We start from the raw sequence: 15,865 nt of genomic DNA on the forward strand, positions 1-15,865 counted from the left end.
CATTTTACTGATTTGCCCATACATTATGTCTGAGAGGTGGAATGTTCGATGATATTATTTCAAAGAATTATTTTGCAGAGGCTCAATCAAGCCACTGCTGAAGATTTATTGAAGTACTCTAAGCAATACGGAATCAGTCTGACAAAACCGCAGGCAGTTGAAGTAGCAAACCTGTTATACGGGAAAAATGTGAATATTTTTAATGAGCAGGAACGTACGCGGCTGCTGAAACAAGTAGAATCCATTACTTCAAAAGAAACAGCCCAAACCGTTCATGAACTTTTCAAACAGTTCACAAGCTGAAAAAAGGGGGGAATTCAATCCCCCCCTTTTTTTATTGCTGTAAAATCTTTTCGAGTAATGTGTTGTCAAATTGCTTTTCTTTCAGCATTTGAATTTCAAAACGGTACGGCGGTTTTTTGTTCTTTTTATCTTCACCGACATACGGCGTTTCAAGGATTTTCGGAATGTCTTTTAACTGCTCATGATGAACGACATATTGCAATGCGTCAAACCCGATTTCCCCGAAGCCAATATTTTCATGACGGTCTTTTCTCGCGCCTTTGATATTTTTGCTGTCATTGATATGGAGCACTTTGATTCTGTCAATACCGACAATTTTATCGAACTCATTCAGCACTCCGTCAAAATCTTCGACAATATTGTAGCCGGCATCATGTGTATGGCATGTGTCAAAGCATACAGACAAATGCTCATTGTGTGTCACGCCATCAATAATTTGCGCAAGCTCTTCAAAGCTTCTGCCGCATTCAGATCCTTTGCCTGCCATTGTTTCTAATGCAATCTGCACATTTTGATTCGGATCAATGACTTCATTTAAACCTTCAATAATTTTTTTAATGCCTTCTTCGGCTCCCGCGCCAACATGAGCACCCGGGTGAAGGACGATTTGCTTTGCGCCGATAGCAGCTGTCCGCTCAATTTCAGAGCGGAGAAAATCAACACCAAGCTCAAACGTAGCCGGATTGACCGTATTGCCAATATTAATAATATAAGGCGCGTGTACGATAATCTCGTCGATCCCGTTTTCCTGCATGTGAGCGCGGCCGGCTTCTATATTTAAGTCTTCAATTTTTTTTCGGCGCGTATTTTGCGGCGCACCTGTATAAATCATAAACGTGTTCGCCCCGTAAGAGACTGCTTCCTGACTCGCAGCCAGAAGCATATGTTTTCCGCTCATAGAGACGTGTGAACCTATTCTCAACAACCGGTTCCCCTACTTTCTTTTTTTAGATTGATTTCTTCGCTGTTTTTTCTTAATTTTCTCCATCTCGTAGCTCATTTTCTTTTTATATCCCGGCTTAACCTTCTTCGGCTTTTTCACGAGACGATGGGCGATTTCATCTGCTTCGTTTGGCGTCTTTTTACGCTTTTGGCGGCGCTGGCGGTCATCGCCTTTTTTCCATTCGCCTTTTTCAATCTCCAGGTAATCAAACTCAATACCCATTTTCTCAAGCTTCACCAATGCATCCTCATCAGAAAGCTCATAAATTGTCATGGCCTGTCCTGAAGAACCCGCGCGCGCTGTTCTGCCCACACGGTGAACATAGAAATCAAGATCATCCGGCAGCTCATAGTTGATGACATGGCTGACACCTTTAATATCAATACCTCTTGCGGCGAGGTCAGTTGCAATTACATAAGTGAATTCCAAATCATTAATCTGCTTCATGACTTTTTTCCGCTCACGAGGCGTTAAGCCGCCGTGCAGAAGTCCGATTTTCATACCTTTGCCCATCAAATATTTGGCAATATGGTCGGCAGTGTTTTTCGTATTGGCAAACACAATGCCTAAGTATGGGTTCAGATTAGACATGATATCGAAAAGGAGCTTGTCCTTATCACGGTGCTTTGAAGGAATAAGAATATGCTCAATTTTTGCAGCAGTGACCTGTTTCGGCTCCACGTGGGCATATTTCGGATTTTCCATATATTTTTTCAAAAACGGTTTCAGCTTTTCCGGAATAGTTGCAGAGAACACAAGCATCTGCAGATTCTCCGGCATGCGTGAACCAATGTAATCAACGTCTGCAAGGAACCCCATATCCAGCATTAAATCCGCTTCATCAATAACAAGAGACTCAGCTTTATGAACACTTAATGCCTGTTCTTTGATTAAATCCGCAATCCGTCCCGGCGTTCCGACGACTAGATGCGGCTGCGTTTTCAGTTTATCAATGGCTTTCTGCTTATCTGTTCCTCCGATAAAACATTTCGAACGGATCGAATCGCCTTCTGCACCCTGCGTGATTTTCAGCGCTTCCTGATAAATTTGGTTGGCAAGCTCGCGCGTCGGAGCCGTGATGACCACCTGAACGACATCCTTAGCAGGATCAATTTTATTTAACAAAGGAAGTAAGTAAGCGTGAGTCTTTCCGGTTCCCGTCTGAGACTGTCCGATGACGCTTTCTTTTTTTAATACAGCAGGAATCAGCCTTTTTTGAATATCAGTCGGTTCATAAAAACCAAGGCGATGTACTGCATCTATAATAAACGGTTTCAATTCATACACATCAAATTTAGTTTCTTTCATTTTTCCCAGCTCCTTAAAGCGGCACATTATGTGTCCATCATCACATTATACCCGATTTACCTTAAAAACACCACGTTTGGAAGGCGTTTGTTTATTCAGATAAGGAAAGCAAATACCGAAACCCATGCATATTGTAATAGCAGAGAGAGCTGAAAGGAGGTACAAGTATGTTTTCACAGCAGCAGCCAATGAGAAACTATCCGCAGCCCGGTCCGCCCCGCCCTATGCAAAACCAGCGCATGATGGGAAGAACAGCGCCTGAAATGCGAAGACCTTCATTTGGTCCGCCGCAGCAAGGTTTCCAGCAATCAGGGCAGCAATTTCTTCCTCAGCCAAACGCTGGAGCAAGAAATGGGGCGGGCACAGGCTTAAAAGGGATGCTGTCCAAATTTTTGCCCGGCGCAGGAGGCACAGGGGCACCCGGAGCAGCCGCAGGCGGAGGAGCAGGTCTGCAAGGCATTCAAAATCTCGCCAATCCGGCATCGTTATCCAGTATGCTCAACAATGTGCAAAAAGTGCTCGGCATGGCGCAGCAAGTCACCCCTATGATCCAGCAGTACGGACCCTTAGTCCGCAATCTGCCGGCAATGATAAAGCTTTACAGTCAATTAAGCAAAAACGATGATACAGAGGGCACTGAAGAAGAAACGAAGACAGAATCGGAAGATAATACAGAAACAGAAGATAATACAGAAACAGAAAAGAAAGCTGCGGCAAACGAATCTGGTGAAAAGGAAAAATCAATAGCAAGCAGACCATCATCTGCAAAAAAAACAGCAGCACCGGACTTAAAGGAACAAAAATCAAAAACATCTGTCTCACAGAAAAAGGAAACGCCCTCTCCTTCCTCGAAAAAAACATCAGGCAGTTCAAAGCCGAGATTATATATTTAACATTCTTTGATATCTGGAGTGAGTTTGGCTATAATGGAGATCAGAAGAATGCAAGATTAGAGCCGTTTGATTACGGCTTTTTATATTGCCTTTACTCACTTCTGTATTGGAGGACAACCGAAAATGGACGTAATTAAAATTTCGCCGCGCGGCTATTGCTATGGTGTTGTTGACGCTATGGTAATCGCTAAAAACGCGGCACTGGATAAAAGCTTGCCAAGACCCATTTATATACTCGGGATGATTGTTCATAATAAACACGTCACTGATGCGTTTGAGGAAGATGGCATTTATACATTGGACGGCGCTAATCGACTGGACATCCTGAAGCAGGTTGACAAAGGAACTGTCATTTTCACAGCGCACGGCGTTTCTCCCGAGGTTAGACGAATCGCCGAAGAAAAAGGATTAGTCGCAATAGATGCTACATGTCCGGATGTAACGAAAACCCACAATTTAATCTTAGAAATGAAAGAAAAAGGATACCACGTAATCTATATCGGCAAAAAAGGCCATCCGGAGCCGGAAGGAGCGGTTGGCGTTGCGCCTGATATCGTTCACTTGGTTGAAACGCCGGAAGATGTCAAAAATCTCGATACCCAAGCTGAAAAATTGATCGTAACAAACCAAACGACAATGTCTCAATGGGATGTTCACGATATTATGGAGCTTGTGAAGGAAAAATATCCTCACGTTGAATATCACCAAGAGATTTGCCTGGCTACTCAGGTACGGCAGGAAGCTGTATCGGAACAGGCGAAAAAAGCGGACTTAACGATCGTTGTCGGCGACCCGAAAAGCAACAATTCAAACCGGCTCGCTCAAGTGTCAGAGGAAATAGCCGGAACAAAAGCGTACCGAATCGGCGATCTAAGCGAATTAAAATTGGAATGGCTTAAAGGCGTAAATACCGTTGCCGTTACTGCCGGAGCTTCAACACCGACACCGATCACCAAAGAAGTGATTCGCTTTTTAGAACAGTTCGATCATGAAGACCCATCAACTTGGACAATTGAACACAATGTTCCGCTCAAAAAAATCCTTCCGAAAGTGAAAGCAAAAAACTGAGGCCCTCACAGCCTCAGTTTTTTTTATAGAAAAGTAAATGGATTTGTATCCGTTTCAGAAATAAAGATATTGACGTCTACTTTTTTATCCTTACACATTGACGTCAGTTTTTTTGTGACGCCTTCTTTCATGATTTTTTCAGCGTAATGGCCTGGATCAATGACATTCAGACCAAGCATCATCGCATCATGGGCAACATGGAAATATAGATCACCTGTAACGTAAACATCTGCGCCTTTTCGTTTTGCCTGGTGGATATACTTGTTCCCGTCTCCTCCGAGAACAGCTACTTTCTTCACCATGCTGTCAGCCTGTCCCACCATTCTGACGCCGTTCACTTGAAGCTTGTCTTTCACAAACAAAGCGAATTCCTGAAGCGTCATTTCATTTTTAAGTGTTCCGACACGGCCTAGCCCTTTTTCAGCTGGTGACTGTTCGACAGGATAAACATCATAAGCCACTTCTTCATATGGATGGCTTTTTATCATTGCGTTTATAACGGCTTTTTCTATGCTTTTAGGAAACACAGTCTCCAGTCTGACTTCATGAACGAGCTCAAGCTCTCCTACCTCTCCGATAAAAGGCTGTGCGCCGTCCAGTGGCTTAAAGCTGCCAATGCCCTCAGATGAAAACGCACAATGGCTGTACTCACCGATATGGCCTGCCCCCGCATTTCCCAGCGCTCCTCTGACCTGCTCCTCATATTCTTTCGGCACGTATACGACCAGCTTTTTAAGAGGATCGGTATAAGCAGGGGCCAATACTTCAGTTTCACTCAGCTCCAAGGCCTCAGCAAGCAGATCATTTACGCCGCCATCAGCAACATCTAAGTTAGTATGAGCCGCATAGACAGCAATATCATGCTTCAAACACTTTTCAATCAGCCTTCCGCCGGGCTGATCAGTTGAAATATGCTTTAGCGGCCGGAAAATAGGAGGATGGTGCGCAATGATTAAATCAACATCTTTTTCAATCGCTTCATCGACAACGCTTTCCAATACATCCAGCGTAACCATCACATTTTTAACCGGTTTATTTAAACTGCCGATTTGCAGACCGATTTTATCGCCCTCAACTGCATAGGCTTTCGGAGAAAATTGTTCAAACAGCTGGATGACTTGCTGTCCGTTTACCGTTTTAGCCATGATCGATAACCTCCTTTAATAGCTTCATTCGATCGGTTAGTTCCTTCAATTTCTGTTTGTTATCTTCAGATGTTGCAGCACGGCTGATCTGTTCATATATGTTTTGAGTATGCTGAAGCTCTTGTGTCCATTTTTTCAAAAATACAGCATTCTTTTCTTTTGCCAAAAATGGGCCTACGAGCATTCCGGCCGGCAAAGAAATTCCTGCATAAGCTGCATCTCTGTTTCCGGATTCGGCGACAAGTACCTCATAGCACTTTCCGTCTTCCTCAAGAATCACTTCATCAATAAGTGCGTATCCTTCTTTATACAGCCACTCTCTAATATGAACGGCATGAATATTCGGCTGTAAAATAAGCCGTTCTTTACCTGTCAGTTTTTCTTTGCCTGCTTCTAAAATATGAGCGATCAGTGACCCGCCCATTCCGGCAATTGTTATGGCGTCAGCCTCACCTTTCTGAAGCACTTCCAGGCCGTCTCCTTGCCTTACCGTTATGTGTGCGCTTAAACCCGATTTTTCGACCTGCCGTTTGGCAGACAAGAATGGACCGTCTGTTATTTCTCCAGCAATAGCTTTGCTGGCTTTATGATTCAGCACCGCATAACAGGGAAGGTAAGCATGGTCAGAACCAATATCCGCTACTACGGCTCCATCCGGTATGTACTCCGCTACTGTTTGTAATCGTTTTGATAATTTTAATTCGTTCACTAGTCATCACAACTTTTCTCAATCATTTTTTCCTTTTCTATCATATAAAAAATCAGCCCGGAATCCAAGCTGAGCGAATGATTTTCAGTTTATTTCTTTGCAGGAACAACATCAAGTCGGGATGACGGACAAAAATAAAAGGCTGTCGAGAACATCTCGGCGGCCTGAGAACGTATAAGGAGAAAGATACATCCTTTATTTAATTTTAGACACCCATTCTGCCATGTCATCAAGCTTATCAGCCGGAACAAGACCGGAAGGCATTCCATTACCGCCTTTTTCAATCTTTGTTTTGATTTCAGCGACATCCTTCTTATCCCCTACACCTTTTAAACTCGGACCCGAAACCCCTTCATAATTTTCCCCGTGACACGCGATACAATTCGCCTTGTAAATATCTTCCGGTGAAGCGTTTGCATCATCTTTTTCAGCAGACTTGCTTTCTCCACCGCTCGCAATCTCGCGAGAGTCATCAAGCCCCTTTACTGATAAAAAGAAAGTCAGACCAATTCCTAAAACAGCGATTAGTAAAAATGGAATAAGCGGATTCCATTTCATTTCCCTTCCCCCTTTATGATCCTTCCCCCTATGTAAACACTTCTAATTCTAACTTATTTTTACAAAAAGTAAATGGATTGGCATACAAAAGTTTTTTATTCACACTTTATACAAAATTGAATCAAAACATGCCTATTTCTCTAACATTCCTTTTATTCTATTGTATAATGTATTGTATACGCTTACAATAGAAAATATGGATTGGTATATTGAAATTTTTCATTACAATGTTCATTTGCAAATGACATCATTTTTCAGTAAAATAAAGGCATATTATCCATATATCTTTTTAAAAAAAGAAGAACGGATCTGCAAGACCCGTTCCATCTTATTCTAGAAAATCTTTCAAACGTTTACTTCTGCTAGGATGTCTTAGTTTCCGCAGCGCTTTCGCTTCGATTTGTCGAATACGCTCTCTCGTAACTCCAAATACCTTGCCGACCTCTTCCAATGTTCTTGTACGTCCGTCATCAAGACCGAATCGAAGCCGCAATACATTTTCTTCACGATCTGTTAACGTATCAAGCACGTCTTCAAGCTGCTCTTTCAATAGCTCGTATGCCGCGTGATCTGAAGGTGAAGTAGCCTCTTGATCTTCGATGAAATCACCAAGATGGGAATCATCCTCTTCACCGATCGGTGTTTCAAGGGACACTGGCTCTTGTGCTATTTTTAAGATTTCACGTACTTTTTCAGGTGTTAAATCCATGTCTTCCGCAATTTCTTCAGGTGTTGGCTCTCTGCCTAAGTCTTGCAATAGCTGACGCTGTACGCGGATTAATTTATTAATGGTTTCAACCATATGAACGGGGATCCGGATCGTTCTCGCCTGATCGGCAATGGCGCGTGTAATCGCCTGTCTGATCCACCACGTAGCATACGTACTGAATTTATAACCCTTACGGTAATCAAATTTCTCAACGGCTTTCATCAGACCCATGTTACCTTCTTGGATCAGGTCAAGGAACAGCATTCCGCGTCCGACGTACCGTTTGGCGATGCTGACAACAAGCCGCAGGTTCGCTTCAGCCAATCTGCGTTTGGATTCTTCATCACCTTCTTCAATTTTTTGCGCATAGGCGATTTCTTCCTTTGCAGAAAGAAGGTTAACCCGGCCGATTTCCTTTAAATACATACGAACTGGGTCATTGATTTTGACACCAGGCGGTACACTTAGGTCATTAAGGTCAAATTCTTCTTCGGCTTTGGCAAGCTGCTGAATATTAGGATCTTCTGTTTCTTCATTCTCACTAATTAATTCAACACCTTGTTCACCTAAAAATTCATAATACTCATCCATTTGGTCTGATTCAATCTCAAAGCTGGACATACGCTCAGCAATTTCTTCATATGTCAAAACGCCACGTTTTTTACCAGACTCGGTTAATTGTTCTTTCACTTGGTCGAATGTTAATTCAGTTTCGTGGGTTTGTTTATCAGCCATTATGGATCCCTCCTTCCAAAGCTTGCAACGAATTCTAAAAGCGGTATGATTCTTATTCGGTCCATTCAGGCGTTTTCTATGTGAACTGCCTTTAACAATGTGCGAATAATGAAATGACAATTCATGATGAGGTCAAGCGATCTATTTGCTCCTCCGCAAGGAATCATTGCCAATGAAAGCTCCTCATCAGTTGTCCCGGTTATTTTAAAGATCGGTTCAAAGTAACGATTTCTTGAGCCAGAGATGCCGCTCTCAAAAAATCTTTTTGCCTTTCGGCTTCGGCTCTTTCCGCCTCTTTTTCTTTTATCATTGACCATTTTCTGTGATTCAACACTTTTTTCACATAATCTGATAACTCGGCCTCGCTGAGTTCTTGATTAATCTGAAGCATTAAAATATCAGACAGTACCTGGCTTATATGATCATCCGTCACCCTGGCCATAAGGTGCTGAGGCGTCAGCTCGGCACCCTCTTCATAAAAAGCGTACAGATAGGCTGCCAAAGCGCGGTGTTCATCAATATTAAATTCAAACCCGACCCGGTCAATGACTTTTTTTATGACGCCCCTGTCACGAAGCATATGCGCCAGTAAAAGCCTTTCTGCATTTTCATACGCCGGGCGCAGCCGTTTTTGCCTTGCCTTAGTTGTCAGATGCGCTCTTCTTGTTTTCGTTTCACCGCTGCTGTCAGCAGGTTTGTTTTGTCTGCCGAATACAGTCAGCTGCTCAGTTAATGACTCCTGGGAAATCGAAAATTCGGAAGCAAGCTGTTTCACATAGACTTCCTGTTCAAGTGATCCTGACAGCGCGCTGATTTCTTTAAGCACTTCTTTAATGTAGGCTAATCGATCGCCTTCATCGGACAGGTTCTTTCCTTTCCGGAAATATTGCATTTTAAACGCCATTACCGTAACGCTTGCATCGACAATGTCGTTTTTGAATTTTTCTCCGCCGTACTGTTTAATGTAATCGTCAGGATCCAATCCGTCAGGGATCATTGCGACTCTGACTTTACAATCTTTTTTCTGAAGAAGCTCTGCAGCTTTCAAGGTGGCTTCATATCCGGCTTTATCAGAGTCATAGCAAAGAATAATCTCCTCCACGTTTCTTCTCAGAATCTTTACATGATCATCTGTCAGAGACGTGCCCATCGTCGCTATACTCTCTTTTACGCCTGAGTTTACCGCTGATATGACATCAGCGAATCCCTCGAATAAGACAGCTCTTTCCTGCTTTCTGATATGAAGCCGGGCCTTGTGAAAATGATAAAGCAGCTTGCTTTTATGAAAAAGCGGCGTTTCCGGACTGTTCATATATTTTGGCTGCTGGCTGCCAAGCGCTCGGCCTGAGAAAGCCACAACAGCTCCATGATGGTCATGGATCGGAAACATGATCCGGTTTCTGAAACGGTCAAAATATCCGCTTCCGTCTTCGCGTCTGATTAGCAGACCCGCTTTTTCCATTTGCGTTTCACTGAAGCCCCGCTTGACGAGAAATTTTGTTATGAAATCCCAAGAATCAAGAGCATAGCCGATCTGAAATTCATCAATCAGCTCTTTTGTAAACCCTCTTGCAAGCAAATAATCCAGCGCTTCTTGACCTTCTTTTGTATTTATTAACAAATGATGGTAAAATTTCTTCAGAAGCTCATGAGCCTCCGCCATTTTTTGTTCTCCGGAGGATTCTGGCCGGACTGCGGTGTGAACCGTTATATCATCTGGAAAATCAATGTGGTATTTGTCCGCAAGGTGGGAAACCGACTCAGCAAACGAATAGCCCTCCATCTGCCTCAAAAAGGAGAAAACATTGCCGCCCGCTCCGCAACCGAAGCAATGAAAAATCTGTTTGTCTGGCGATACGGAAAACGAAGGTGTGCTTTCTCCGTGAAAAGGACAGAGTCCAAAGTAGTTTCGGCCTTGCTTCTTTAATTGAACATAATCACCTATGACTTCAACGATATCTGCCGACTTTTGCACCTTGTCTACAATTTCATCTGGTATCCGATTTCCCATCTTATAACACTCCGTCGTACATTATTCGATGTTTTAGTGCAAAATCCCTTCATCGTTCGACAGGATTTTTTGCAGCAGTGTAACAAATCGTTCTCGATCTTCATGATTCAATTTTTTAGGCCCTTTGGCATATATGCCTTTTCTCCTTTGTTTGCCGGAAACATGACGGCCTTCAAGGGCAAAATCAATCGTATCTTCCTTGTAAAGACGCCCTCTCTCCGACATGACGGTGACATTCCTGTTCACAAGCAGGGATGCTAAACCAATATCCTGCGTCACCACGACATCTCCCGGTTTTACATGATTTGCGATATATAAATCAGCAGCTTCTTTATGAGGATCAACATACTTCCATTTTTCTTCCTGACTTCTTGAAAGCTGGTAATGTTCAAATGAAGCGACAAAAAGAACTTGAACTTCATAATCGGATGCTGTTTGTAAAATTTCGTCTTTTACGGGACAAGCATCAGCATCGACAAAAATCGTCTTTTCTTTTTCATTAAGAAGAGTAATTCTCCATCCCTCCATTAAACTCCTGCATAAAAGCAAGCAAAATCGCACACCCTGCAAAAATGCGGGTGTATATGAATTTGTCGAAAAATTTCCGGGAGAAATTCTTGACATCTTACCCATAATAGTTTATTCGTATCACACTAACCTTAAACCTAAAATTAATCATTTTATCACAATTTTTTATTATAATACAAACTTCACAAAGATGCTATTGTTTTTCATTATTCCCTTTTGGCAAAGTCAAAAACCCAGGATAGAGCGTCCTGAGTTACATGTTTTTCGTTTTGAGATGATGGATAATATTTGCTGTTTCTTCTACTGCTTTATTTGAAACATCTACAACCTGGCAGCCGATTCGATCCACGATCTTTTCGAAATATTCCAGTTCCTCTTTAATTCTGTTGATATTTGCATAGATGGCCTTGTCATTGAGGCCAAGCGATTTTAACCGTTCTTTTCTGATATGATTCAGTTTATCCGGACTAATCTTCAGGCCGATGCATTTTTTCGGGTCAACATTAAAGAGCTCTTCCGGCGGGTCAACCTCCGGAACAATCGGAACATTGGCAACCTTCAGCCGCTTGTGGGCAAGATATTGAGATAACGGTGTTTTAGAGGTTCTCGATACACCGATCAAAACGATATCAGCTTTTAAAATGCCTCGTGGGTCACGCCCATCATCGTATTTAACAGCAAATTCAATCGCTTCGACCTTTTTGAAATAATCTTCATCAAGCTGGCGGACCCGTCCCGGTTCATATTTCGCCGTTAAACCGTAGGCTGTTTCCATTTTATCAATTAACGGGCCGATAATATCATAATATAAAACATTTGCTTTTTCCGCTTCGGCAATCAAATATTCTCTTATTTCCGGCACCACAAGTGTAAAACAGATAATGCCTCCATCTGCTTTTGCAAGTGAAATCACTTCATTGATAGTGCCAATGTCTTCAACATAAGGAATTCTTCTTACATGTGTATCATCCGCTGAGCCGTTAAATTGGCTTAATGCAGCTTTGACTACCAATTCGGCCGTTTCACCGACGGAATCCGATACAACATAGATGATGCGGTTATTCATATTATCCCCCCGTTAGTCTGCGCTCTTATAGGATTTCATTTTCTGATAAACTGACAAGTATTTTGGTCATATTTGTTTTCGTCACTCTGCCGATCACTTCATATCCTTTATCGGTATCTTTGATGACAGGCAGCGCATCGATTTGTTTTTCAATTAAGTGCTTTGCAATGTCCATCACATAATCCTCGCGTCTGCACACTGTAATATTCGGCATTCTAGTCATAATAATGTGCACAGGGACAGAAGTAAGCTCCTGCTGGCCGATGCTGGCTCGTAGTAAATCCTTTCGTGAAAGCACTCCGACTAAAACAGCATCACGGTCCACTACAAACAGAGTACCTACATCTTCTAAAAACATGGTGCAAATCGCATCATATACAGAAACGTTCTCGTGAATAACGACGGGGATAGATTGAAAGTCTTTCACCTGAAGCTTTTTCAGTTTATCTGCCAAAAGCTGCGTGCCGGTTTTTCCAGTATAGAAATAACCGACTCTCGGGCGCGCCTCAAGGAAACCTGACATGGTGAGTATGGCTAAATCCGGACGCAGTGTTGCTCTCGTTAAATTCAGCTGTTCGGCAATATGCTCCCCTGTAATCGGTCCGTTTTCTTTTACAATCTGCAAAATATGTTCTTGCCGTTTATTTAGTTCGATCGTACTCACCACCTTTTCACTTCGTATCTATGTAAAGAAATAATAAACCATATTATAACGTAAATGCTTTGTAATCAAACAAAAAAACTTTCAAATGGGGAAAAGACGATTACCGATCACACAGCAACCGCCTTTTCTTTCTTTATTTTACAATAAGGGCATTCATATTAGCAAAGGACTTGATCTGATCCGCCAAGCTTACCATTTGCGCTAATCGGTTTGCCTTTAATGTCTCGTTATCAGCAATAACCATCGTATGGTCGAAATAAGCATCAATCGGTTCCTTCAAGGCCGCAAGGGAAGAAAGTGCCGCCTCATAATCCTTTTTGCTGAAGCTTTCCTGCAGATTTTGTTTAGCAGCTTGATAAGCTTCGTACAGCTTCGCTTCGTATTCATTTTCAAACAAATCAGGCTGAATTTCCACGCGAACTCCTTTTTTGCTGATAGAAATCACTCGGCCTAAAGCTTCTGCTGTTTCCTTAAAGCCTGGCGCACCCAGTTTTTGTTCCAGCACTTGCGCTTTGTGGAGCGCCGAATATGGTTCAAGCTCAGAGCTTTCCAGCACGGCATCTATTACATCATGTCTGATCTGCTCCGCATTTAAGACGTATTTTAGACGCTGAGTGAAGAAATCTAACAGTTCGGTTTCTTTTTCGGTTTGTACGAAAGTCAGCAGCTCTTCAAACGAAATGCCCCAATTCCGGTCAAGCAGAATAGCGACAATACCGCTCGCTTGGCGGCGCAAGCCGTAAGGATCCTGTGAACCAGTCGGAATGACGCCAATAGAGAAGAAGGATGCGATTGTATCCAGCTTATCCGCCATGGCAACTACCGCCCCAGTAAAAGTGGAGGGCGTTTCTCCGCCTGCAGATCTAGGCATATAATGTTCGTTGACAGCTGCGGCTACAGCATCATGTTCGCCAAGCATTTTCGCATACTTTTCACCCATAATTCCTTGAAGCTCAGGGAACTCATATATCATGTGTGTCACAAGGTCGAATTTAGAAATTTCAGCAGCACGTTTCACATGTTTTAATGTATCTTCATCAGCTTGAAGACGGACAGCAAGCTTCTCTGCGATCGCTGTTACTCTTCTTACCTTATCAGCGAGAGAGCCAAGCTCTTCATGGAACACAATGTTTTCAAGCTTCTTCACATTTTCATCAATGTTCAGTTTCTGGTCTTCCTTGTAGAAGAAGGAAGCATCTGACAAACGAGCACGCAGCACTTTTTCATTGCCTCGCGCGACATTTTCGATCGCGTGGCTGTTTCCGTTACGGACTGTGATAAAGTAAGGCAGCAAATCTCCGTTTTTGTCTTTAACAGGGAAATAGCGCTGATGCTCTTTCATTGTCGTTACAAGCACTTCCTCAGGAATGGACAGAAACTCAGATTCAAATGACCCGTAAAGAGCCGTCGGATATTCTACTAAATGATTGACCTCATCAAGGAGGTCCTCGTCAACCGGAATACTCCAATTGTTTTCTTCGGCCATTGCTTCCAGCTGCGATTGAATCATCTGTTTGCGAACATTTGGATCAGCAATAACATGCTGCTGTTTCAGCTGTTCTTCATAACTTGAAGGTGATTCAATAGACACTTCATGCCCCAGGAACCGGTGCCCCTGTGTCGTCCGGCCTGACTCAACATTTGTGATTGCAAACGGAATGACATCCTGGCCAAATAAAGCGACAATCCATTTAATCGGACGGATATAACGGAGATCTTCATTTCCCCATCTCATGTTTTTCGGGAAATGGAGGCTTGTAATTAAGCTGTTCAGTTCAGGCAGAAGCGTTTTGGTTTCTTGTCCTGCTTGGAATTTTTGCACGAAAACATATTCCGTGCCTTTTATTTCTTTCATGTACAAGTCTTCCACACTGGCACCTTGGCCTTTTGAAAACCCAATCGCCGCTTTTGTCCAGTTGCCGTCAGCATCAAGGGCGATTTTTTTTGCAGGCCCTCTTGCTTCTTCTTTTATATCATCCTGCTTTTCTGCTACACCCTTTACTAAAACAGCAAGGCGTCTCGGTGTATTAAAAAGCTTCACTTCACCGTGTGCAATATTTTTTTCTGCAAGCCAGCCTGTCAGCTTTTCACCAAGCTGAACCATGCTTTCATTCAAAAAGCGCGCCGGCATTTCTTCTAATCCGATCTCTAAAAGTAAATCCTGTTTACTCATGAGAAGAACCCTCCCCTTTAAGCATTGGGAACCCTAGTTTTTCTCGTTCCTCATAATAGGTTTTTGCGACTTTTCTTGCTAAATTCCGCACTCTTCCGATATAGCCTGTCCGCTCTGTAACAGAGATTGCCCCTTTGGCGTCAAGAAGGTTGAATGTGTGCGAGCATTTAAGCACGTAGTCATATGCGGGATGCACAAGACCGTTATCCATTTGCTTGATCGCTTCTTTTTCATACGTGCTGAATAATTGGAACAGCATATCAACATCAGATGTTTCAAATGTATAAACGGAATGCTCGTACTCAGCCATCATAAATAAATCTTTCACAGTAAACCCTGACGTCCACTCAAGATCAAATACATTTTCTTTATCCTGAATATAAGAGGCCAGACGCTCAATTCCGTATGTAATTTCCACGGAAACAGGCTTACACTCAAGTCCCCCAACCTGCTGGAAATACGTGAATTGTGTAATTTCCATTCCGTCAAGCCATACTTCCCAGCCAAGACCCGCACAGCCTAAAGACGGATTCTCCCAGTTGTCCTCAACAAAACGGATGTCATGCTCAAGCGGATCAATTCCGAGAGCGCGCAAAGAGTCTAAATACAGCTCTTGAATGTTATCAGGTGATGGTTTAATGATGACCTGAAATTGATGATGCTGATAGAGTCTGTTCGGGTTTTCTCCGTATCGGCCGTCAGCTGGGCGTCTTGACGGCTCAACGTAAGCCACTTTCCACGGCTCAGGACCGATACTCCGCAAAAATGTATACGGGCTCATCGTGCCGGCCCCTTTTTCTACATCGTATGCCTGCATGAGCACACAGCCCTCATTAGACCAATGCTTCTGCAGGGTTAGAATCATGTCTTGAATATTCATTTCAAGCACCTCCACTTTTCTTTCATAAAATTGCTGCGGCAGCAACCAAAAAACTCCCGTCTCTATGCTTGCCAGCCGCAAACATAGGGACGAGAGTTCTCCCGCGGTTCCACCCTAGTTGCTGAGAACAAAATCCCAGCCTCTTTTTTAAAATTGCTCAAGAATGCCTTTC

15 protein-coding genes are annotated in these 15,865 nt (G+C 43.0%); 3 read left to right on the top strand and 12 right to left on the bottom strand.

What is annotated here, in order from left to right; genetic code table 11:
- The first annotated feature begins 48 nt into the window (after nt 1-48).
- On the top strand, nt 49-303 hold the full coding sequence (locus tag NSS75_RS13395) for a DUF2624 domain-containing protein (RefSeq protein WP_059352365.1): 255 nt from the start codon (nt 49-51) through the stop codon (nt 301-303).
- A 31-nt stretch (nt 304-334) separates the two neighbouring features.
- On the opposite strand, the gene NSS75_RS13400 is transcribed toward NSS75_RS13395, so the two are convergent.
- Both NSS75_RS13400 and cshB read right to left on the bottom strand, forming a co-directional pair.
- Entirely contained in the window at nt 335-1,228 is an 894-nt protein-coding gene (locus NSS75_RS13400; RefSeq protein WP_024122077.1) for a deoxyribonuclease IV, read from the bottom strand.
- 9 nt (nt 1,229-1,237) lie between these two features.
- A complete protein-coding gene (cshB, locus tag NSS75_RS13405; protein WP_024122078.1) occupies nt 1,238-2,554 on the bottom strand; it encodes a DEAD-box ATP-dependent RNA helicase CshB in 1,317 nt (438 codons plus the stop codon).
- A 167-nt stretch (nt 2,555-2,721) separates the two neighbouring features.
- Between cshB and vrrA the strand changes: the two genes are divergently transcribed.
- Both vrrA and NSS75_RS13415 read left to right on the top strand, forming a co-directional pair.
- The gene (gene vrrA / locus NSS75_RS13410) at nt 2,722-3,447 is read left to right on the top strand and encodes a VrrA/YqfQ family protein (RefSeq protein WP_095713290.1); all 726 of its coding nucleotides are present in this window, start codon (nt 2,722-2,724) and stop codon (nt 3,445-3,447) included.
- A 123-nt stretch (nt 3,448-3,570) separates the two neighbouring features.
- The gene (locus tag NSS75_RS13415; RefSeq protein WP_024122079.1) at nt 3,571-4,515 is read left to right on the top strand and encodes a 4-hydroxy-3-methylbut-2-enyl diphosphate reductase; all 945 of its coding nucleotides are present in this window, start codon (nt 3,571-3,573) and stop codon (nt 4,513-4,515) included.
- A gap of 23 nt (nt 4,516-4,538) precedes the next feature.
- Here the strand turns inward: NSS75_RS13415 and NSS75_RS13420 are convergent, their stop codons facing one another.
- From NSS75_RS13420 to glyQ, 10 genes are all read right to left on the bottom strand, one after another.
- The gene (locus NSS75_RS13420) at nt 4,539-5,660 is read right to left on the bottom strand and encodes a Nif3-like dinuclear metal center hexameric protein (RefSeq protein ID WP_339233365.1); all 1,122 of its coding nucleotides are present in this window, start codon (nt 5,658-5,660) and stop codon (nt 4,539-4,541) included.
- The gene (gene trmK / locus NSS75_RS13425) at nt 5,653-6,321 is read right to left on the bottom strand and encodes a tRNA (adenine(22)-N(1))-methyltransferase TrmK (protein WP_255238327.1); all 669 of its coding nucleotides are present in this window, start codon (nt 6,319-6,321) and stop codon (nt 5,653-5,655) included. The genes NSS75_RS13420 and trmK overlap by 8 nt, the downstream gene beginning before the upstream one ends.
- Nucleotides 6,322-6,564: 243 nt before the next feature.
- Nucleotides 6,565-6,927, bottom strand: a complete 363-nt coding sequence (cccA, locus tag NSS75_RS13430; protein WP_003237051.1) for a cytochrome c550 — start codon at nt 6,925-6,927, stop codon at nt 6,565-6,567.
- A 328-nt stretch (nt 6,928-7,255) separates the two neighbouring features.
- Nucleotides 7,256-8,371 carry an RNA polymerase sigma factor RpoD gene (gene rpoD, locus NSS75_RS13435; RefSeq protein WP_003226225.1) on the bottom strand — a complete coding sequence of 372 codons (1,116 nt, stop codon included), beginning with the start codon at nt 8,369-8,371 and terminating at the stop codon, nt 7,256-7,258.
- Nucleotides 8,372-8,570: 199 nt separating this feature from the next.
- The gene (gene dnaG, locus NSS75_RS13440; RefSeq protein ID WP_024122082.1) at nt 8,571-10,382 is read right to left on the bottom strand and encodes a DNA primase; all 1,812 of its coding nucleotides are present in this window, start codon (nt 10,380-10,382) and stop codon (nt 8,571-8,573) included.
- A 33-nt stretch (nt 10,383-10,415) separates the two neighbouring features.
- Entirely contained in the window at nt 10,416-10,910 is a 495-nt protein-coding gene (locus NSS75_RS13445) for a YaiI/YqxD family protein (RefSeq protein WP_024122083.1), read from the bottom strand.
- Between the two features lie 253 nt (nt 10,911-11,163).
- Entirely contained in the window at nt 11,164-11,976 is an 813-nt protein-coding gene (locus NSS75_RS13450; RefSeq protein ID WP_003237056.1) for a pyruvate, water dikinase regulatory protein, read from the bottom strand.
- A 25-nt stretch (nt 11,977-12,001) separates the two neighbouring features.
- Entirely contained in the window at nt 12,002-12,640 is a 639-nt protein-coding gene (gene ccpN / locus NSS75_RS13455) for a transcriptional regulator CcpN (RefSeq protein ID WP_024122084.1), read from the bottom strand.
- Between the two features lie 133 nt (nt 12,641-12,773).
- Nucleotides 12,774-14,813 carry a glycine--tRNA ligase subunit beta gene (glyS, locus tag NSS75_RS13460; protein ID WP_339233368.1) on the bottom strand — a complete coding sequence of 680 codons (2,040 nt, stop codon included), beginning with the start codon at nt 14,811-14,813 and terminating at the stop codon, nt 12,774-12,776.
- Nucleotides 14,806-15,693 carry a glycine--tRNA ligase subunit alpha gene (gene glyQ / locus NSS75_RS13465; protein WP_010334976.1) on the bottom strand — a complete coding sequence of 296 codons (888 nt, stop codon included), beginning with the start codon at nt 15,691-15,693 and terminating at the stop codon, nt 14,806-14,808. The genes glyS and glyQ overlap by 8 nt, the downstream gene beginning before the upstream one ends.
- Nucleotides 15,694-15,865 lie beyond the last annotated feature (172 nt).

The organism is Bacillus sp. FSL K6-1012 (assembly GCF_037964915.1).
Taxonomy (GTDB): Bacteria; Bacillota; Bacilli; order Bacillales; family Bacillaceae; genus Bacillus; species Bacillus halotolerans.